The sequence below is a fragment of the Dyella terrae genome, assembly GCF_004322705.1.
GTDB lineage: Bacteria > Pseudomonadota > Gammaproteobacteria > Xanthomonadales > Rhodanobacteraceae > Dyella_D > Dyella_D terrae.
Genome location: NZ_SIZZ01000001.1, coordinates 12987 through 33308 on the forward strand (window position 1 = coordinate 12987; position 20322 = coordinate 33308).

A 20322-nucleotide genomic window follows, 5' to 3' on the forward strand; every position below is an offset into this window, starting at 1 on the left:
CCCTGCATGGCAGTTTCGTCAACTAGCGTGCTGCGGCCTCGCGGCCTCAGCGTCGAGCAGCTCGGAGCCAACCGCGCCAAGGTGGTGGTGGAGCCGCTCGAGCGTGGCTTTGGCCATACCCTGGGCAACGCGCTGCGTCGCGTGCTGCTCTCTTCGATCCCCGGCAGCGCCATCGTCGAGGTCGAGATTGATGGTGTACTCCATGAGTACACCACCCTCGAAGGTTTGCAGGAGGACGTGATCGAAGTCCTGCTGAACCTCAAGGACGTTGCGATTCGTCAGCATACGGGTGACGAAGTCACCCTGACCCTGTCCAAGAAGGGCAAGGGTGTGGTCACCGCCGGTGATATCACCGTCGACCACTCGGTGGAAATCATCAACCCCGAGCATGTGATCTGCCACCTGACCAAGGACATCGCGCTCAACATGCGCCTCAAGGTGCGTCGCGGCGTGGGTTACCAGCCGGCAAGCGCTCGCCAGCATCCGGACGAGGAAGCTCGCCCGATTGGCCGCCTGCAGCTGGATGCCTCGTTCGCGCCGGTGCTGCGCGTGGCTTACGAAGTGGACGCCGCTCGTGTTGAGCAGCGCACCAACCTCGACAAGCTCGTGCTGGACATCGAGACCAACGGCACCATCGGTGCGGAAGACGCGGTTCGCAAGGCCGCGGAAATCCTCAACGACCAGCTGTCTGTCTTCGGTGACTTCTCGCGTCGCGAGAGCGCCACGGACAAGGCGGAGAAGGGCGGTTTCGATCCGCTGCTGCTCCGTCCGATCGACGACCTCGAGCTCACCGTTCGCTCCGCGAACTGCCTCAAGGCCGAGAGCATCTATTACATCGGCGATCTGGTTCAGAAGACCGAAGTGGAGCTGCTCAAGACCCCGAACCTCGGCAAGAAGTCCCTGACCGAAATCAAGGATGTGCTGGGTGGCCGCGGTCTGGCCCTGGGCATGAAGCTGGAAAACTGGCCGCCGCCGGGCCTCTCGCACGGCATGCAGCTGGGTTAATGCAAGATTTGGCGATCGCCTCTGATCGCCGCGTTTAGGCCCTGCCAGGGCGCGTTTCGTGCCCTGGTCAGGTGCCCAAGACGGTCAAACGTGACCGGTCTTCTCAATAAGAGCCCGTTTTACCAAGGGCTTCAATAGCGGGTAACCGCGGGAAGCCAGGCGTTCTGCCTGACTTTTCATAACAACAGACATAGAGAGATATTGTCATGCGCCACCAGAAATCCGGTCGCAAGCTCAACCGCACGAGCAGCCATCGCGAAGCCATGTTCCGCAATATGGCCTCGTCGCTGATCAAGCACGAGCTGATCCGCACCACCTTGCCGAAGGCGAAGGAACTCCGTCGCGTCGCCGAGCCGCTCATCACCTTGGCCAAGACCGATGGCGTTGCCAATCGTCGTCTCGCTTTCTCGCGCCTGCGCGACAAGCAGGCCGTTGGTAAGCTGTTCGTCGAGCTGGGCCCGCGTTACCGCGAACGTCCCGGCGGCTACCTGCGCATCCTGAAGTGCGGCTTCCGCCCGGGTGACAACGCCCCGATGGCCTACGTGGAGCTGGTTGACCGTCCGCGTGCCGTCGAAGCTGTCGACGCCGAGTAAGCAAGGCTTTCTTCTTTGAAGAACACGAACCCCGGTGAGGCAACTCACCGGGGTTTTTGTTTGCGTCGCATTTGGCGGACGGCGGCGCGATGAGGGTTGCATGGGCCGCGAATGAGGGGATCGGCAATCAGGCGTGCGCTCGACGGTCCGGCGCATGTGCCTCCAGGTCCCTCGGTCGCGACCCTGAAGCGCCCTGGCCATTCGAGGTGCAACGCCTGGGTGGAAGGAACTTACCCCCATGCGACCCGGTCCAGTTCGCACCCGACTCTTGCCTTCCGTCATTCCTGAGCCGGCCTGTCCCGCACCGCGACCCCTTACATTACTGACACAACGGTCGCCTTGCGGTTAATGTTTCCATTCCGCAACGCAGCACACCTCCATGAACCCACTCCGTTGGTCCTTCCGCGTCAGCTATCTCGTTGGCTTCCTCGTCTGCGTGGGCCTGCTCAGCTTCGCGCTGTACGCCGAGCATTGGCTGCACATGATTCCGTGCCCCTTATGTATCTTCCAGCGCATCGCCTTCATGGTGATGGCTGTGTTCTTCCTTGCGGGTGCCATCCATGGCCCTACAAGCGGTGGCCGATGGGTTTACGCGGCGGGTGTTTTCGTGGGCGCGGTCGGAGGTATGGCCACGGCAGCGCGCCATCTATGGCTGCAGAGTCTGCCCGCCGATCAGGTGCCGATGTGCGGCCCGGATCTGGGCTACATGATGGACGCATTCCCCTTCGCCAAGATGCTCAAGATGGTCTTCACCGGGTCCGGTGAGTGCGCGAAGCTCGAACCCATTCTGGGTGTCCCCATGCCGGCCTGGACGCTTGTCTGGTACGTGCTTCTGCTCGCTTTGGCCGTGCGTGCCGCGGCTGGTCGCAAGGCCTGATTTCCCATGTCATCGACGATCCATCCGGCGCATGATGCGCGTATGAACTCCTTGTCCTCGACATTCTCACCCGTGGCCGGCTGGAACCCTGGTTCCTGGCAGCAGCGCGTCGCCTTACAGCAGCCTCAGTATGAGGACGCCGCTGAACTGGCAGAGGCCACTGGCCAGCTCGCCCAGCTGCCGCCGCTGGTGACGTCCTGGGAGGTCCTGGCGCTCAAGCAGTCGCTGGCCGAAGCCCAGGAGGGCCAGCGTTTCCTCCTTCAGGGTGGTGACTGCGCGGAAAGCTTCGCGGACTGCACCAGCCCGGTCATCTCGAACCGTCTCAAAGTGCTGCTGCAGATGAGCCTGGTGTTGGTGCATGGCCTTCGCAAGCCGGTGCTTCGCGTCGGGCGATTTGCCGGCCAGTACGCCAAACCGCGCTCGACCGATACCGAAACGCGCGGCGGAGTGACCTTGCCGAGTTTTCGCGGGGACGTTGTCAACGGGCCGGAGTTCACCGCCGAGGCCCGACGCCCCGATCCGCAGCGCCTGATCCAGGCCCACGCCCACTCGGCGTTGACCATGAACTTTGTGCGCGCACTGATCGATGGTGGCTTCGCCGACCTGCATCATCCGGAATACTGGGACCTGGCCTGGGTCGAGCATTCGCCGCTCGCTTCGGAGTATCGCCGCATGGTGAACGGCATCGGCGACTCGCTGCGGTTCATGGAAACGCTGGCGGGCCCGATTGCCGGGTTCACGCGCGTGGATTTCTTCACCTCGCACGAAGCGCTGCTACTGCACTACGAAGAGGCGCTCACGCGACAGGTGCCGCGCCATAAGGGGTGGTTCAATCTCTCCACGCACTTCCCGTGGATCGGCATGCGCACGGCGGCACTCGATGGCGCCCACGTCGAATACTTCCGTGGCATTCGCAATCCGGTGGCCGTGAAGGTAGGGCCGTCGGTGACGGCGGAGCAGCTGTTGCCGTTGATCGAAGCCCTTAATCCCGATGACGAGCCCGGCCGCCTGACCTTGATCCACCGCATGGGTAATGCGCAGATCGCCAAGTCGCTACCGCCCCTGCTCGATGCAGTGAAGCGCGAAGGTCGGCGCGTACTCTGGGTGGCCGACCCCATGCATGGCAACACGGAAAGCACGTCGAACGGCTACAAGACGCGTCGTTTCGACAGCATTCGAGGCGAGCTTGACCAGGCTTTCGATATCCACGCGGCTGCCGGCACCCGTCTGGGTGGCGTCCACCTGGAGCTTACGGGCGAGGACGTGACTGAGTGCATGGGTGGAGCCCGGGATCTCAGCGAGGCCGATCTCGATCGCGCGTACAAGTCGATGGTCGATCCGCGTCTGAACTATGAGCAGTCGCTGGAACTGGCGATGCTGATCGTGCGCAAGTCAACGGGTAGCCTCGGTTGACCCAGGCGGCAAACGGACGTTTGGACGTCCGTTTGCCGTCGTGCCGGCCATGGCTGAAGTCAGGGCACGCCCGGAGCCACCGGCTTGCCGCCCACCGTCTCCAGGAACTTCGGCGGCTGCCAGGCCTTGGCGTGCTGCTCAAATCCGTAGGCGATGGCGATGAGCGTCGGCTCACTCCACTTGGCGCCAAAGAACACGATGCCGACCGGCAGGTCATGCGCAAAGCCTGCAGGCACCGTGATGGACGGATAGCCCGCCACCGCCGCCGGCTGCGAGGCGCCACCCACGGTGGGATCTCCGCTAACGACATGATCGCCCAGCACCGGATCGGTGACGAACGTCGGGCCCCAGGACGGAGCGAGCAGCGCGTCCAGGTGGTTGCTCGACAGTGCCACGTCGATGCCCTCGGGGCCCGCCAGTCGTTTCGCCTTCGCCTGCGCCTTCACGTACTCGTCCGACGTCAGCGGCCCCTTGGCCTGTGCCTGTTCGAACAACTCCTGGCCAAACCACGGCATCTCGCGCTTCGCTTCGCGCTTGTTGAACGCAATCAGATCGGCGAGAGACTTGTTCTTCGATGCCGGTCGGGTCGCCAAATACGCGTTCATGTCGTGCTTGAGGTCATATAGCAGAACCGTGAATTCCGGATCGCCCAATTCCTTCAGGTGGGGAATCTCCACCGGGTCGACGATGATGGCCCCCTGGGCCTTCATCAACGTGATGGACGCTTCGAGCACGCGGTCGGCATTGGGTTCAGCGCAGGCCAACTGGCGCACCACGCCGATGCGCTTGCCTCGCAAACCATTCGGGTCGAGCGCCTTGGTGTAGTCGGACTTGCGGCGATCCGCTTCCGCGGTCGCCGGGTCGCGCGGATCGCTGCCGGCAATCACGTTCAGCACGATGGCCGCGTCGGCGACGTTGCGTGCCATCGGGCCCGCCGTGTCCTGGTTATGACTGATCGGGATGATGCCGCTGCGACTGACCAGGCCCACCGTTGGCTTGATGCCGACAATGCCGTTGGCGGCGGCGGGGCAGATGATCGAGCCATCCGTTTCCGAGCCGATGGCTACGGTGGCAAGACCCGCTGCCACGGCAGCTCCGGAACCCGCACTTGAGCCACATGGGTTGCGATCAAGCACGTAGGGATTGCGCGTCTGGCCACCCCGGCCGCTCCAGCCACTGCTGGCATGGTTGGAGCGCATGTTGGCCCATTCACTCAGATTGGTCTTGCCCAGGATGACGGCGCCGCTCTCGCGAAGCCGCTTCACCAGCCCGGCATCCTGCGGCGCGGGTGCTTCCATCAGCGCAAGCGAGCCGGCCGTCGTGAGCATGCGATCACCGGTGTCAATGTTGTCCTTGAGCAGGATCGGGATGCCACGCAAAGCACCGCCATGCGGTTGGCGGTCGACCTCGGCGGCAATCTTCAAGGCGTCCGGGTTCACTTCAAGGATCGAGTGCAAGCTGGGCCCTTGCTGGTCGATGGCGTGCACACGATCGATGAAGGCCTGGGTCAGCTTGACGCTGGTCAGTTGGCCGCCCTGCATTTGCTGCTGAAGATCGGCAATGCCGGCCCAGGCCAGTTCGGGCCGGGCTGTTTGGGCGGCTGAAGCAAAGCTTGCCAGGACGCTGGCGCAAAGCAGGGCAATCGACAACGACGTACGGTTCACGACGGTCTCCTGGCATCTGCGACATGATGTCGCGAAGCGCCAGCTTAGCGGCTTCCACGCGGGCGTGATGCAGGTCGGCGCATATAATCGTGCGATGAATACGACAGCCCAGCAGTGCCAGGCCCGGCGTGTGTTCGCCGCCCTCCTGTGGTTCGCCGCCGCCCTGGTGGGTACTGCCACCGCGCAGGATGCCGCTCCCCATGTCCCCGATACCATCCAGCAGCGCATTGCATCGTGCACGGCATGCCATGGTGCGCACGGTGAGGGCACGCCGGACAGTGGTTTCTTTCCGCGCCTTGCCGGCAAGCCCGCAGGCTACCTTGCCCGGCAGCTACAGGACTTCCAGGACGGCCTGCGCAAGTACGGCCCGATGGAGTACACGGTCCGCCATCTGAGCCCTGCGTACATGCAGGAGATCGCCCAGTATTTCGCGGCCCAGGAAGTCCCTTACCAACGTTCGCCCGTCCCGCGCACGTCCGCCGATGCGCTCAAGCGCGGTGAGGAACTGGCCCTGCACGGCGATGCCGCGCGGCAGATACCTGCCTGTGTCGCCTGCCACGGCACCCAGCTCACCGGCGTACAGCCAAACGTACCTGGGCTGGTCGGCCTGCCGTACGACTATCTCAGCTCGCAGCTCGGTTCGTGGCGCACGAAGACGCGTGCGACAGTCGCGCCCGACTGCATGGCGGAAGTCGCCAATCGCCTCAGTGAATCGGATATCAGTGCGGTGTCCGCCTGGTTGGCCGGACGCGAGCTGCCCGGCGACATGCACGCGCAAGCGGAAGGCACCATCACGCCGCCGCTCCATTGCGGTGTGCTCGGCGACAGCAAGGGGAATGGCGCATGAAGTCGCCCAAGATGGGTTTGATCGCTACGGCGGTTGTCGTGGCTCTCGTCGCCGTCGTCGCGATGTGGTTCTTGCGCGGCGGTGAAAAGCTCACGCCCGTTGAACCGGGCAAGGAAACTGCCGAGGCACTCAAGGACCCGGCACTCATCGCCAAAGGCCAGTACCTCACCACCGTGGGCGATTGCGCGGCGTGCCATACGGCACAAGGCGGTGTGCGTTTTGCGGGTGGTCGCGTGGTCGGCACGCCCTTTGGTGATATTCCCGCGCCAAACCTGACGCCCGACAAGGCCACCGGGCTTGGCAACTGGAGTTTTGCCGAGTTCTATCGCGCGCTGCACTCGGGCGTGGGCAAGCAGGGCGAGTTCCTCTATCCGGCGTTCTCGTACACGTCGTACACCAAGGTCACGCGCGACGATGCGCTTGCGATCTTCGCTTACCTGCAATCCCTTGCGCCGGTTGCGCAGGAAGCCAGGCCGCTGGGCCTGGCCTTCCCCTACAACGTGCGCAACAGTCTCAAGGCGTGGCGCGCGTTGTACTTCAAAGAAGGCGAATACCAGCCGGACAACAGCAAGTCACCGGCGTGGAATCGCGGCGCGTACCTGGTCCAGGGCCTCGGCCACTGCAACGAGTGCCATATTGCGCGTGACTCGTTTGGCGGCATGCGCAGCGACCAGCCGTTGTCCGGTGGCCAGATTCCGATGCAGAACTGGTACGCACCGGATCTGAGCACGCAGGCCAACGGCGGTCTCGATGGCTGGACCACGAAGGACATTGTCGACCTGCTCAAGACCGGCCAGTCCGCCAAGGGCACGGCGTTCGGTCCCATGGCCGAAGTGGTGGCTCAAAGCACGCAGCACATGACCGACGACGACCTGCAGGCTATCGCCACTTATCTGCAATCGCTGCCGGCGCGGCCCCTGGTCGAGGCGCCGAAGTCGCCGCTCGACGTGAGCACGATGATCAAGCAGGGCGCCAACGTTTACGCAGAACGGTGCGCCGACTGCCACGGCAAGGACGGCAATGGTGTCGCGGGGGTCTATCCGCCGCTCAACGGCAATGCGTCCGTCAATGAACCGACGGGCATCAATGCCATTCGCGTCGTCCTGCTTGGCGGCTTTGCTCCCGCGACGGCGGGCAATGCGCGTCCGTACTCCATGCCACCGTTCGCGCAGCAGTTGAATGATGCGGACGTCGCGGCCGTCGTGACCTACATCCGTCAGGCCTGGGGCAACAAGTCGCCGCATGTCATGGAACGGGACGTGATCAAGTACCGGCACACGCCTGTCGATTGATCTTCTGGCACGGGGCTGGGCGTCGCGATTCGGTGACGCCTAATCCCGCATCGTTCTGACCAGCGCGCCCAGCGCCATCCATGGTTCCATCGACCAGTGGCCACGCGCCTGACCCGACGGCGAAGGCAGGACGACGATGCGCGTCGCGCCAAGGCGCTCCGCTTGCTCGCCATAAGCATCAACGCGTCCCAGCACCGCCCGCGCTGCCGCCTTGCTGGTGAACGCCAGCACCCGTGGTGCATAGCGGACGACTTTGCTGCGCAGTGCATCGGCGTCGAAGGCGTCACGCGGGAGCGCATCGTCGTTACCCGAGTGGTGCTTGGCTACATCGGTCAAACCCAGCCCCAGCGAAAGTAGCCCGCGGAATTCAGCGGGCGCGAACAGCCTTGGCGTCAGGCCCGCCGCATGCAGCGCCGGCCAGAATTGATTGCCGGGATGGGCGTAGTAAGCCTGTTCAACCGCAGAGCGCGTGCCTGGCGCCGTGCCGCAGAACACCACCCGCAGATCCGGCGCGAGGACGTCCGGCAGGACGTGCGTTGATTCAGTGGACGCGCGTGCCATGCCAGGCGAGGTTTGCGTGCAACCGGTGTTCGGGCGATAGCGAAAGTTCGAGCGGCATGCCCAGCACTTGTGCCGCCGCCATCGCGAGGGCTAGCCCCAGGCCAGCGTGACCACCTTGCTCCGTCTGTTTGCGCCAGAAGCGTTGGCCCAGATGCGGCATGTCGCCCCCGTTGAGGTTGGGCGCGGCATTCTCGATGTGGAATCCCATGCGGTCGGCGCGCAGGAGAACCCTGTCGCCTTTCGGCGCGTAGGCGAAAGCGTTGCCAATGAGATTGCCGATCACCAGCTCGAGCAGGGCAGGATCGGTATGCAGGACAGGGGCATCGGCGACCTGCAGATCGTAGACAACGGACGCGCCATCCCGTTGGACGCGGTGCCGTTGCACCAGCCGCTCCAGCCATTCGGCCAGGTCCAGTCGCTGCGGCTGTGGCAGATCCATGCCCGCTTGCAGGCGCGTGAGCATCAGCAGCGCCGTTACCGTCGCCTCGAGTTCACCACTTATGACGCCGATTTCCGACAGCAACTGATGCATGCTGCGACCGGTGGGATAGCGCAGCTCCACTTCGGTCAGCGTGCGCAACTCCGCCAGGCGCGTACGGGTTTCGTGCGCGAGGCCGCTGGCAAACTGTCGTTCCCGTGCCAATCCATCATCCATGCGCTCAAGCACCTGATTGAACCGAACGACCAGCGGATCCAGTTCGGACAGGCCGGTGGGCGCCAGTCGTTGTCCCGGTGCGGAAGGGCCAATGCGATCCATCGACTGGACGAGCTGAGCCATCGGTCGCATGCCGCGGCGAATGATCAGCGGCACGGCGATGAAAGCGATGAACAAGGCGAGCAAGGGGCTGATGACGAGGATCCAGTCGATGTCGAGCAGCAAGTCGTCGAACTGCCGTCGATCCTGCTGGAACAGCAACTGGCAATCGTGCGTCGCATCGCCCGCGCGAACCGGCACGAAGGGGCGTGCACTGAGCGTGCTTGATTCGTTAATGGCACCCTGAAACGCGAAGATCACGGAACCGAGCGGGCGGCCTTCATGCATCAGTTCGCTGAACTTCGGTTCGGTACTGACATTGTCGGGCCAATCGCCTGGAATGAGCGGCGGGGCGGGGTAGCTGCGCACGATCGGTTGGCTCTTGCAGCGCAGCTCGTAGTAGATGCGACCATGGCCGCCAAACAATTCGCCAAGGGGGCGCAACAGGCCATGCGCCTGTGGAACCTCGCTCTCCAGTTCGATCACCGTCGCGGCAGCACGCGCCTGCGCCAGCAGCGTTTCGCGATAGCGCTCTTCGAGGCGACTGTCGATGCGCGCATCCATCAGCAGCGACCCGCCGCCGAGCAGCAGCAGGCTGGTGATCAACACCAGCAGCGTGATGCTGGTGGAGAGCGCCCCTCGCTTCATGGAATCAGATAGCCGGCGCCGCGTCGGGTTTCGATCAGGCCCTGGAGGCCGGCGGTATCAAGCTTGCGGCGCAGGCCGAAGACCAGCACTTCGACGCTGCGATCGGACACGTCGGAGTCGCTGCCCGCGGTGCGCTCAAGAATCTCCTGGCGCGAGAACGTACGACCCCGATGTCGCAGCAACAGTCCAAGCACGGCGAATTCGCGTGGCGTCAGCGGGAGCGGCTGTCGATTGACCGTCGCACCGTGCGAGAGCGGATCCCAGGTCAGCGCGCCGTGGGCGATTGCCACGGCCTGGGCTTGCTGTGGGCGACGCGCCAGGGCGTGCAGGCGCGCCACGATCTCGTCGAAGGAGAAAGGCTTGGTGAGGTAATCGTCCGCGCCCGCGTTCAGGGCTTCGATCCGGTCGGCGACCTGGTCACGCGCCGACAACACCAGCACCCTGGGTCGCAGGCCCGCCGTTGGCAAACTGCGCAGTACAGCAATGCCATCCATCTTGGGCAGCATGAGGTCGAGTACGACCAGCTCGTAGGCGTAGCTTTCAAGGAACTGCTTGGCCTCCAGGCCATCCTGGGCGGTATCCACCGTAAACCCTGCCGCCGCCAGGCCATGCCTGAGGGTCTGGCGCAGGCGTTCCGAATCCTCCACCAGCAGCAATTTCATGGCGCCTCCGTGACAGCGCGCAGTCGCCGTCTCAGGGCGCAGCTTAACGGAGCAGGTCGAAGGTGTGTGCTGGCGCATCGACGCCCGCTCCGGCAGCCGCTATAAAGAGTGCTGGTGAGGGGAGTGTTCGGTGAGTGAAGAAATCCTGATCAACGTGACCCCGCGCGAAACCCGCGTGGGCGTGGTCGAAAACGGCATGCTGCAAGAGGTGCATGTCGAGCGCACTTCCCGTCGTGGTTATGTTGGCAATGTGTACAAGGGGCGCGTCCAGCGCGTGATGCCGGGCATGCAGGCGGTGTTCGTCGACATCGGCCTGGAGCGCGCGGCGTTTCTGCACGCCTCGGATATCGTCCGGCCGCCCGCGCCGGCGGCGGTCGAAGGCGTGGACGTCGCCGTGGCCGGCAGCGGCCATACGCCCTCGATCAGTGAACTGGTCCATGAAGGCCAGGAAATCGTGGTGCAGGTAGTCAAGGACCCGATCGGCACCAAGGGTGCGCGTCTGTCCACGCATCTTTCCATCCCTTCGCGATACCTGGTGCTGCTGCCGCATGCGCGCACGCTGGGCATTTCCGCGCGCATCGAGGATGAAGCCGAACGCGTCCGCCTGAAGGAAGTGATGACCTCGCTCATCGGCGAAAACCCGCTGGGCTACATCGTGCGCACCAACGCGGAGGAGGCGACAGCCGAATCGCTCGCTTTCGACGTGACCTACCTGGGCAAGGTATGGCGCGTGGTGCAGGAAAACATCGCCCGGTCCAAGGTCGGCGAGCGCGTGTACGAGGAGCTGTCGCTGCCACTGCGCAGCCTGCGCGACATGCTCAACGACGATATCGAGAAGGTCCGTGTCGATTCGCGCGAAACCTACGACAAGGTCGTCAAGTTCGTGCACAAGTTCATGCCCAGTCTGGACGACCGCGTTGAACACTATTCCGGCGAGCGTCCGATCTTCGATCTGTACGGCGTGGAAGACGAAATCCAGCGCGCCTTGCGCAAGGAAGTCCCGCTGAAGTCGGGTGGCTACCTCATCGTCGACCAGACCGAGGCCATGACCACGATTGACGTCAACACCGGCGGTTACCTTGGCACGCGCAACCTCGAGGAAACGGTCTATCGCACCAATCTGGAGGCGGCTCAGGCGGCGGCACGCCAGCTGCGTCTGCGTAACCTCGGCGGCATCATCATCATCGATTTCATCGACATGACCGACGAGGAGCATCGCCGTCAGGTGCTGCGCATGCTGGAAAAGGGCCTGCAGCGCGATCACGCCAAGACGACGGTGTACCCCATGTCGGCCCTGGGCCTGGTGGAGATGACGCGCAAGCGCACCACCGAAAGCCTGGAGCGCCAGCTATGCGAGCCGTGCCCGGCCTGCAGCGGCCGCGGCACCGTGAAGACGGCCGAAACCGTCACCTATGAGATCTTCCGCGAGATCACCCGGGCGGTCCGCCAGTTCAACGCCGAAAAGCTGCTGGTGATGGCAAGCACCAAGGTGGTCAGCCGCATCCTGGAGGAAGAGTCGGCCGCCGTGGCCGAACTGGAAGAGTTCATCTCCAAAAGCATACGCTTTCAGGCTGAAGAGCATTATTCGCAGGAACAGTTCGATGTCGTTCTCTTGTGATGCGTCGCGCGGCGAAGAGGGCGTCCCCGCCTTTCGTCTAGCCCGCGCGGCCAGGTCACATCCCGCTCGCCGTTCTCCGTCCACGCCGTCGCATCGCAAGAACTTGGTTGACGCCCGGTTCGAGCCTTGCGGGCAGGGCGGTCGTTTCGCTGCGCCGGATCGCCGGTGAACGCGATCTGGCGCCAACGGGCCCATCGGGTCGCCCGCCTGCTTGGCTGGGTCGCCGGTGTTGCCGTCATTACGCTGGCGGTGCTGGCTGGGCTGATCCAGTTGCTGTTGCCGTCGCTGGCGCGTCATCCGGAATGGGTCGCGCGGCAGCTCAGCCAGCAGCTCCACCAGCCGGTGACGTTTGCGTCGCTCGAAGGTCGCTGGCAGCCGTCCGGTCCGCTGCTGGTCATGCGCGACGTGACGGTCAGCCCCGTCGATGGCGGTGCACCGCTCCGCATTCCGGAAACCGAACTCAAGCTCGACCTGGGCGGCTGGCTGATGCCGTCGCGTCACCTGCTCAACCTTCGCGCCCGTGGGCTGCAACTCGATCTCAGTCGCGCTGCCGATGGCGTATGGCACGTCAACGGCATCGGCGTGGCGGGTGGTGAAGATCGTCAGGCGCCTTCCTTCGGGCGGTTGTCGGCGGAGCTCTGGCTTTACGACCTGCGCGTGGAGATCGCGGACGAGCGCGTCGGCAAGCACTACACACTCAACGCAAAACAGTTGCGCATGAGTCGCCAGGGCGGGCGCGTGCGCGTCGGTGCGATCCTGGAGCGTGCCGGTGCGCCGGGACAGATTCGTGGTGCGGGTAGTTTCAGTGAAGACGGCAGCGACGGCCGCGTCTGGCTCGCTGGCGATCAGATCGATCTCCGTGCCTTGACGGCCGGCGTCGACATGGCCGGTTACACCATCGAGCGCGGGCAAGGTAACGTGGCGTCGTGGCTGGACTGGCGCCATGGACGGGTGGTCCGCAACCTGACGCGTTTCGATCTCAACAACCTCTCGCTGGTGGGCCCTGATGGCCATCGCGCGATGGTGCCGGGGCTGCATGGCCTGTCGGAGATCCGCAAAGGCGATGATGTTTTCGGCATCAAGTGGCTCGCCGACGACGGCAGCGCCCTCGCGGTGGATGCCCGTCACCTTGGCAGTGATGACGCCAGCGTCGCGGTGGCCGCGCGTGATCTGCAGCTGGCACCGCTGGTCCCCTGGCTGGCGCTGAAGCCGGACATGTCGCCCTCCCTGGCCGAATGGCTGGGTGCGGGCAAGCCGCGGGGCAAGATCAGTCACGCTTCGATGCAGTGGAGCAAGGCCGGCGGGCTGACGTCCGTCGACATGGGCTTTGCCGCGCTGGGCATCGATCCGGTGGGCAAGTTGCCGGGCCTGGATCGCCTGGACGGCGAAGTTCGGGGTGATCAACAGGCCGCTGTACTCGAGTTGCCTGCACAGTCGACGGTTCTGCGTTTTCCGCACACGTTCCGCCAGCCGTTCAATCTGTCGAGGCTCGCCGGCAATGTCGCGTTCTGGCACGCCGATGGCGATTTGCACATGGGCCTGGACGCGCTGCAATTGCACGGCGAAGGTTTCGAGGTCGAGGCGCGCGGCGAAATGGCGCTGCACGACGGCGGCGGCAAGCCGTTCCTCGATTTGTATGCCACGGTCAATCACGCTGACGTCAACGCCGCCAAGTTGTTCTGGCCCATCGATTCGATGGCGCCCTCGGCGATTGAATGGCTCGATCGCGCGCTCGTATCGGGCAACATCGATCGTGGTGATGTCGTGGTTCGCGGCGATCTGGCCGACTGGCCTTTCCATCACAACGAGGGCCGCTTTGAAGCACGCGCCCAGATCAGCGATCTCACCCTCGATTACGGCAAGGACTGGCCGCGCGCGGAAGGCGTCAACCTGGTCGCCAACTTCATCGACAACAGCATGTTGGTTGAGGCCAGCGGCGGGCAGTCACTGGGCATCAAGGCGGACAAGGCCTCGGCGACCATTGCCGATTTCGGTAACTCCGAGCTGGACCTGACGGTGTCCGGCGCGGGCAATGGTCCCAACGTCATGGAATTCCTGCGCAAGAGTCCGATCGCCAGCCATCAGGCGGACATCCTGTCCAAGATGAGCCTGGGTGGATCGACTTCGTTCGGTTTCCATCTGCTGTTGCCGCTGAAGGAAGCGAAGGACTTCACGCTTACCGGTACCGCGCAGCTGAAAGACGCCGATCTCAATGCGCCGGACTGGAACCTGAAGCTCGACAAGATCCGTGGTCCGGCGACGTTTGATCAGCATGGCTTCCACGGCGGGCCGCTCGATGCGGGTTTTCGCGGCCAGCCGTCCAGGCTCGATATCGCTATCGCCGGTGCGACAGGCAATCCCGACACGGTGCTGTCGACACGCCTGACCGGCAAGTACGCGATGAACGAACTTGTGCAGGGCTATCCTGAGCTTGACTGGCTCAAGCCGATCGCTGGCGGGCGCAGCGAATTCACCATCGGTTTCGACATCGTGCATCCGCCGTCGGTTGCCAACGCTTCGCAGTTGCTCACGATCGAGTCGCCCATGACCGGCATGAGCCTGGATTTCCCGGTGCCGCTGAAAAAGTCCGCCGATGAAACCCTGCCGCTACGCGTCGCAATGAACCTTCCGGTTGCCGGAAGCGATCTTCAGGTTTCGATCGGCCAGGTCGTTCGCGGTCGCCTGCGTTTGCCCGAAGGCAACAGCCATCCGCTGGCCGCGACGTTTGCGTTCGGCAACCGCATGCCTGACACCGTGCCGGACAAAGGCATCCGCGTGCGCGGCAAGCCGGCCGTGCTGGACGTCACCGGATGGGTCCAGTACTCGGTGGCCGGCGCCACGGGTGACGGCCCGGGTCTGGAGAGCATCGACGTCAATGCCGACCAGGCCATGGTCTTTGGCCATAGCTTCCCGTCCATGCGCATCCAGGCGACGCCCGGAAGCGATGCCCTGAGCGTCGACGTGGACAGCAGCGAAATCGCGGGCAACTTCAGCGTGCCCAGCAACGACTTGCGCAAGCGTGGCGTCACCGCTCGCCTGGATCGCCTGTACTGGCCCAGGGACAACACGCCGGAGAAGCCGAAGTCCGAAGGCGCGCCGCTGCCTGATCCGGCCAATACCGGGGTCACGCCGTCGTCCTTGCCGCCGTTCCATGTCTGGGTGGCCGATCTGCGTTTTGGCGTGTCGAAACTGGGTGAGGCGCGACTGGAGACCTGGCCGACGGATCGCGGCATGCATGTCGATCAGCTGCGCGCCTTGTCGCATAGCGTGCAGATCAACGGCAGTGGCGACTGGGAAGGCACGGACACCAACAGCCATACGCATATGCGCATCGACTTCGCCGCAGAGAATCTTGGCGACATGCTTGGTGCCTTTGGTTTTTCCGGACTGTTCAATGGTGGCAAGACGCGCGCGAACCTCGATGCGACATGGCCTGGCGCGCCGTCGGCGATGGAGCTGGCCAGCATGAATGGCAAGCTGGGTATCCAGGTGACGGATGGCAGCATTCCGGAAGTCGCTCCGGGCGTGGGTCGATTGTTTGGCCTCATTTCGGTGATCGAGCTGCCGCGCCGACTCACCCTGGATTTTGGTGACGTCTTCGGCAAGGGACTGGCCTTCGATGCCATCACCGGCGACTTCGAACTGAACGATGGCGATGCCTCCACCAAGAATCTCCAGATCCGCGGGCCGGCCGCGGATATCTCCGTGACCGGTCGCACCGGCCTTCGTGCCAAGGATTACGACCAGCAGGTGCTGGTCGTCCCCCATGTCGGCAACAGCCTGCCTATCGTCGGTGGCGTCGTTGGTGGTCCGATTGGTGCTGCGGCGGGTTTCGTGGCCCAGGGCATCCTCGGGCGCGGACTCAATCATGCGGCCAGTGCCCGTTACCGGATCACCGGTACGTGGGACAAGCCCGTCTATACACTGATCGAAAAGCGCAGTGCCGGGCCGGCGAAAGCCGGCGCGGTGCCGACGCCCCCGGCAACACCCGCCGCGCCCGCGCCTGCATCCAGCGCGGGCCGCTGACGCCCGGGTATGCTTTAAAGGGCGGCTTCACGCCCCCACATAAACACTTCAAACTCCCATTGCATGGCGATTTCCATGGATTCCCTCATCGTGCAGGCCGAGCGCCGACTCCTGGCGCCGGGTGGCCTGGCTTCCACCGACCTCGACCGCGTGTTCAACCAGTTGATGGGGCCTTCCATCGACGCGGCCGACTTGTATTTCCAGCATTCGCGCAGTGAGTCCTGGGTGCTGGAAGAGGGCATCGTCAAGGACGGCAGCCACTCCATCGAGCAGGGCGTGGGTGTGCGCGCCATCTCGGGCGAAAAAACCGGCTTCGCCTACTCCGACGAAATCGTTCTGCCGCAACTCCTGGACGCCTCGCGCGCGGCGCGCGCGATCGCACAGGGCGGTAACGGCCACGGCCGACCTTTGGCCGTCACCCAGGGACGCCAGCTCTATCCCGCCATCGATCCGGTCGAAAGCCTGCCCAACGAAGACAAAATCGCCCTGTTGAGGGAAGTCGATGCATACGCGCGCGCGCGCGATCCGCGCGTCAAGCAGGTGATCGTCAGCATCGCCTCGACGGTGGACACCGTGCTGATCGCCGGATCCGATGGCACGCTGGCGGCCGATGTGCGCCCGCTGGTGCGCCTGAACGTCCAGGTCATCGCTGAGCAAAACGGGCGGCGCGAGCAAGGCCATGCGGGCGGCGGCGGTCGCTATGGCTACCGCGAGCTGATCGAGAACGGCCGCGCCATGGCATTTGCCGACGAAGCCGTGCGCCAGGCGCTGGTGAACCTCGAGGCCGTGGATGCTCCGGCGGGCATGATGACGGTCGTGTTGGGCCCGGGCTGGCCCGGCGTATTGCTGCACGAAGCGATCGGCCATGGACTCGAAGGTGATTTCAATCGCAAGGGTAGCTCGGCATTTGCCGGTCGCATCGGCCAGCGCGTGGCCGCGCCTGGCGTAACCGTGGTGGATGACGGCACGCTGCAGGGCCGGCGCGGTTCGCTCAATATCGATGACGAAGGCACGCCCACCGCATGCACGACGTTGATCGAAGATGGCATCCTCAAGGGCTACATGCAGGACAAGCTCAATGCGCGCCTCATGGGCATGGCGCCGACGGGTAATGGTCGTCGCGAATCCTTTGCACAGTTGCCGATGCCGCGCATGACCAACACCTACATGCTGGCTGGCCAGCGCGATCCGCAGGAGATCATCGGCTCGGTCAAGCGCGGTTTGTTTGCCGTCAACTTTGGCGGTGGCCAGGTTGACATCACCAACGGCAAGTTCGTCTTCTCCGCATCCGAGGCCTATCTGATCGAAGACGGAAAGATCACCGCGCCCGTGAAGGGAGCCACGCTCATTGGTGCCGGTCCCGAGGTGCTGACGCGTGTCAGCATGATCGGTAACGACCTCGCGCTCGATGAAGGTGTGGGTGTCTGCGGCAAGGATGGGCAGAGCGTTCCCGTGGGTGTGGGTCAGCCCACCTTGCGGGTCGACGGCATGACGGTGGGCGGCACGGGCATGTAGTTGCACCCGGCGTGCGACGCGCGTCGCGAGAGCCGAGCATGGGAAGGCCGCGTGAGCATCGCCACGCGGCCTTTTGCTTTTTGTATCCATGTCGTCCAGTTTCATTTGGATAGCCAAACGCGCGTCGGTGTTTGCTTGGATGTCCCTCTCATGGCAGCGTTATCGAACTGATTGATCTCCTCCTGGATTGAGTTTTCCTCGCGAACAAGTCGAGATCATGAGCGCTTGATGATCGACACATCCAATTCGGAACTATCGTATTTACTGACTCCATGAGGGAGCGGAACCTAACTCGCACGTGGCATTCAGCCAGCGAGGGTGGCGATGGATCGAGCGATAAAGTTGAAGCTGCTCTCGGGTTCGATGTTCGGAGCCGAGTACAGTCTGACCGAGGGTGATGCGGTCTTCGTCTTTGGTCCAATGTCGCACGTCATCGATGACGATGTCGCCCAGACCATCGCCCGCGCAGACAACACGTACTACGTGCCCGACACGCGCCTTGCATCGACTCTCATGATCAGGGTGCTCGAAAACGGCAGCATCGAAGTGGGGCAGGTTGAGGCGGGTGAGCTAAGCCAGTCGCTGCAAGTTGCTTCGACCAATGTCGTCGTTCGCCTGCGCGATGTGAGCGTCGCCTTCAGGCATGACAACGAGACATGGTCCAACGAGGTCATCGCATTCCAGGGTGATGCGGCCGTGACATCCATTGCGCCACCATCGCGCCGTTACCGCGCGCGAGGTGTGCGGCGCTGCCTGCCCGGCCTGGTTCTTTGCGTCTTCGGACTGGCGTTGATCGGCTGGAGTGCCGCCGGCGATCGGGAGCTTCGACGGAGTTCGCCAGGACATGCGCAGCCGGTGCTTCCCGGCATGACCTTGCTACGTGGTCGTGATGGCTTCGAGTACGGCGTGGTTGCATCGACGGATCACATCGCGGCCATCCAGCGAGAGTGGACGCGTGTCGCGCCTGGACGCTATCTCACGTGGGTTGGTCTTGATGTCGAACGCCACCGGATTGAGGCAAAGCTCGAGCGTTCCGGTTATCCCATCGTCACCCTTCGCATGGATAACCCCGCGGTTCCCGAACTGGTGCTCTCCGGCGGTGAAGCTCAGGGCAACGATCATCCGTCGGCGCGGCAACTGATTCTGGACGCCATGCCATTTGCCACGGATGTCACCGTGAGCATGATTACTGACGACGCATTGATCGAAGCGGCGAAGCGCAGCTTTGTCGCGTTGGGAATCCGTCCCGGCGTCGTGCGTCGAGGCGCAACCTGGGGCGTGGTTAACGACGGAAGTCTGACGGACATGCAGCTCAATGCGCTTCGATCGTCCGCCCTGGAGTTCGAGCGTAACTGGGGTGCGCGCAGGGTCATTGTCCATGTGCGTATGCAGGACGCTGTCCTGCCTTCAACCAACTTTCGTTACCGGCCCGACATGCTGACTCAGATGACCGACAGCTCGTTGAGTTTCATGCCACGGGATGCCTCGCTGTAAGCCGCTTCCACGCAAGGAAAGACCATGACTTCGCCGATCAATGCCCCATCACCACTTGCCCCCGCCCAATCGTTTCTTGAGCGAACCAGTGCGTCATTCGACGGCAAGTTGACCGATCTCTACCAGCGACTCATCGAGGCGCAGCAAAAGATCGATGCGACCGATCCCAAGACGCTAAGCGCGTATCAGGTCGCGCTTTCCGCTTACACCTTGTTCCATTCCACGCAGTCGAAAACCGTGGAGTCCTACGTCAACAACCAGCGCCAGGCCATCAATCGACTCGCCTGACGTCAGGCAGGAACCATGGGAGGAACACTATGAACGCAGTTATCCATACGTCGCCCGCGGTGACGGGGGCTTTTCCGGTTGAGCCTGCAAGCCAGTCGTTGGATGAGCGGATGATGCATGCGCTGGCCGGGGCGATCACGGCGACAGGGCAGTCCGCGTCGGCGTTCTTCCACGCTGTCGACGCCGCGGACCATCCGCAATCCTTGATACGGGCGCAGACCGCACTGGCGCGGCACGGGCTGGAGCTCAACTTCCAGACTGCCGTAGCGAGTCATGTCGTGAAGTCCGTCGAATCGCTGCTCAAGTCATGAATCGTTTCGCGTATCGGTGGGCCTGTTTCTGCGTCATGCCTTTGCTGGCCGGCTGTCATGGCGTATCCCTGCTGGAAGACCTCGACGAACGGCAGGCCAACGAGGTGCTGGCGGTACTTCTGGAAAGCCACATCCCGGCGGAGAAGATTCGCGCTGGCAAGCAGGGATACGCCGTGCAGGTCGAACGCGCTGATCTTCCGGCCGCCGTGGAGATTGTTCGTCTGCGGCAGGTGCCTGCTCCGCCGCGCCGCCATGTCGACCGTTCGTTTGCCGCCGACGCCCTGGTGAGTACGCCGCAGGCCGAGCGCGCCAGGTTGTACTCGGCCATCGAGCAGCGGCTTGAGGAAAGCGTGTCGTTGATCGATGGCGTTGTGTCGGCACGGGTGCACGTCAACTATGACGTCACCGACGCGCCGCCGAATCGCACGACGGCCGCTCCGACCCATTTATCAGTACTCGCGGTCACCCAGCCGGGCGTCAACGAGGATGTACTGATCGCCTCCATCAAGCGCTTCCTTCGCAACAGTTTCGGTCAGGTGGCGTACGAAAACATCTCAGTGATCGTGACGCCCACACCGGCCGCCCGCGTCGCTGCGAGTTCGGGCCGGCATGCAACGCCTTCGCGTGCGAGTTGGTTGGGATGGGGTGGCGGAGCTGCGCTCGTGGCCATCGGCGTCGTTCTGGCCTCGCGGCGCCGCGTGCGCTCGGCCGCGCGGCGGTGGCGAAGGAAGGCATGAGATGAGTGCTCAGGTAA

The 20322-nt window shown here is 63.7% G+C and carries 17 protein-coding genes; 13 read left to right on the forward strand and 4 right to left on the reverse strand.

Annotated features, from left to right (window positions below; genetic code table 11):
• Positions 1-6 precede the first annotated feature (6 nt).
• From EYV96_RS00135 to EYV96_RS00150, 4 genes are all read left to right on the forward strand, one after another.
• Entirely contained in the window at positions 7-1005 is a 999-nt protein-coding gene (locus EYV96_RS00135; protein ID WP_131149511.1) for a DNA-directed RNA polymerase subunit alpha, read from the forward strand.
• A gap of 206 nt (positions 1006-1211) precedes the next feature.
• Positions 1212-1598, forward strand: coding sequence for a 50S ribosomal protein L17 (rplQ, locus tag EYV96_RS00140; protein ID WP_131149512.1), 387 nt, complete (start codon positions 1212-1214; stop codon positions 1596-1598).
• 379 nt (positions 1599-1977) lie between these two features.
• A complete protein-coding gene (locus tag EYV96_RS00145) occupies positions 1978-2475 on the forward strand; it encodes a disulfide bond formation protein B (protein WP_131149513.1) in 498 nt (165 codons plus the stop codon).
• A 42-nt stretch (positions 2476-2517) separates the two neighbouring features.
• Complete coding sequence (locus tag EYV96_RS00150; protein WP_131149514.1) at positions 2518-3888, forward strand: class II 3-deoxy-7-phosphoheptulonate synthase; 1371 nt, start codon at positions 2518-2520, stop codon at positions 3886-3888.
• 59 nt (positions 3889-3947) lie between these two features.
• On the opposite strand, the gene EYV96_RS00155 is transcribed toward EYV96_RS00150, so the two are convergent.
• Positions 3948-5552 carry an amidase gene (locus EYV96_RS00155; protein ID WP_131149515.1) on the reverse strand — a complete coding sequence of 535 codons (1605 nt, stop codon included), beginning with the start codon at positions 5550-5552 and terminating at the stop codon, positions 3948-3950.
• Between the two features lie 94 nt (positions 5553-5646).
• On the opposite strand from EYV96_RS00155, the gene EYV96_RS00160 reads away from it, so the two are divergent.
• Together EYV96_RS00160 and EYV96_RS00165 are read left to right on the forward strand one after the other, a co-directional pair.
• Positions 5647-6399: a c-type cytochrome gene (locus tag EYV96_RS00160; protein WP_131149516.1), complete on the forward strand. Its 753-nt coding sequence runs from the start codon at positions 5647-5649 to the stop codon at positions 6397-6399.
• Positions 6396-7691: a cytochrome c gene (locus EYV96_RS00165; RefSeq protein WP_131149517.1), complete on the forward strand. Its 1296-nt coding sequence runs from the start codon at positions 6396-6398 to the stop codon at positions 7689-7691. The genes EYV96_RS00160 and EYV96_RS00165 overlap by 4 nt, the downstream gene beginning before the upstream one ends.
• Before the next feature lie 39 nt (positions 7692-7730).
• Here the strand turns inward: EYV96_RS00165 and EYV96_RS00170 are convergent, their stop codons facing one another.
• The 3 genes from EYV96_RS00170 to EYV96_RS00180 are packed head-to-tail and all read right to left on the reverse strand — an operon-like array spanning position 7731 to position 10316.
• Positions 7731-8252, reverse strand: coding sequence for a mismatch-specific DNA-glycosylase (locus tag EYV96_RS00170; protein WP_131149518.1), 522 nt, complete (start codon positions 8250-8252; stop codon positions 7731-7733).
• Entirely contained in the window at positions 8233-9654 is a 1422-nt protein-coding gene (locus tag EYV96_RS00175) for an ATP-binding protein (RefSeq protein WP_131149519.1), read from the reverse strand. The genes EYV96_RS00170 and EYV96_RS00175 overlap by 20 nt, the downstream gene beginning before the upstream one ends.
• Complete coding sequence (locus EYV96_RS00180; protein WP_131149520.1) at positions 9651-10316, reverse strand: response regulator transcription factor; 666 nt, start codon at positions 10314-10316, stop codon at positions 9651-9653. Before EYV96_RS00180 ends, EYV96_RS00175 begins: the two co-directional genes overlap by 4 nt.
• Before the next feature lie 130 nt (positions 10317-10446).
• On the opposite strand from EYV96_RS00180, the gene rng reads away from it, so the two are divergent.
• The 7 genes from rng to sctJ all read left to right on the forward strand — a co-directional run bounded on the left by rng (position 10447) and on the right by sctJ (position 20305).
• Positions 10447-11934 (forward strand): ribonuclease G, encoded by a 1488-nt coding sequence (gene rng, locus EYV96_RS00185; protein ID WP_131149521.1) that lies wholly within the window; start codon positions 10447-10449, stop codon positions 11932-11934.
• A gap of 165 nt (positions 11935-12099) precedes the next feature.
• Positions 12100-15960: a YhdP family protein gene (locus EYV96_RS00190; protein WP_131149522.1), complete on the forward strand. Its 3861-nt coding sequence runs from the start codon at positions 12100-12102 to the stop codon at positions 15958-15960.
• Positions 15961-16035: 75 nt separating this feature from the next.
• Entirely contained in the window at positions 16036-17475 is a 1440-nt protein-coding gene (gene tldD, locus EYV96_RS00195; RefSeq protein WP_131149523.1) for a metalloprotease TldD, read from the forward strand.
• Between the two features lie 324 nt (positions 17476-17799).
• On the forward strand, positions 17800-18969 hold the full coding sequence (locus EYV96_RS00200; protein ID WP_131149524.1) for a PrgH/EprH family type III secretion apparatus protein: 1170 nt from the start codon (positions 17800-17802) through the stop codon (positions 18967-18969).
• Positions 18970-18993: 24 nt separating this feature from the next.
• Positions 18994-19257 carry an EscF/YscF/HrpA family type III secretion system needle major subunit gene (locus tag EYV96_RS00205; RefSeq protein ID WP_131149525.1) on the forward strand — a complete coding sequence of 88 codons (264 nt, stop codon included), beginning with the start codon at positions 18994-18996 and terminating at the stop codon, positions 19255-19257.
• 29 nt (positions 19258-19286) lie between these two features.
• Complete coding sequence (locus EYV96_RS00210; RefSeq protein ID WP_131149526.1) at positions 19287-19568, forward strand: hypothetical protein; 282 nt, start codon at positions 19287-19289, stop codon at positions 19566-19568.
• Entirely contained in the window at positions 19565-20305 is a 741-nt protein-coding gene (gene sctJ, locus EYV96_RS00215; protein ID WP_131149527.1) for a type III secretion system inner membrane ring lipoprotein SctJ, read from the forward strand. The genes EYV96_RS00210 and sctJ overlap by 4 nt, the downstream gene beginning before the upstream one ends.
• Positions 20306-20322: the final 17 nt, after the last annotated feature.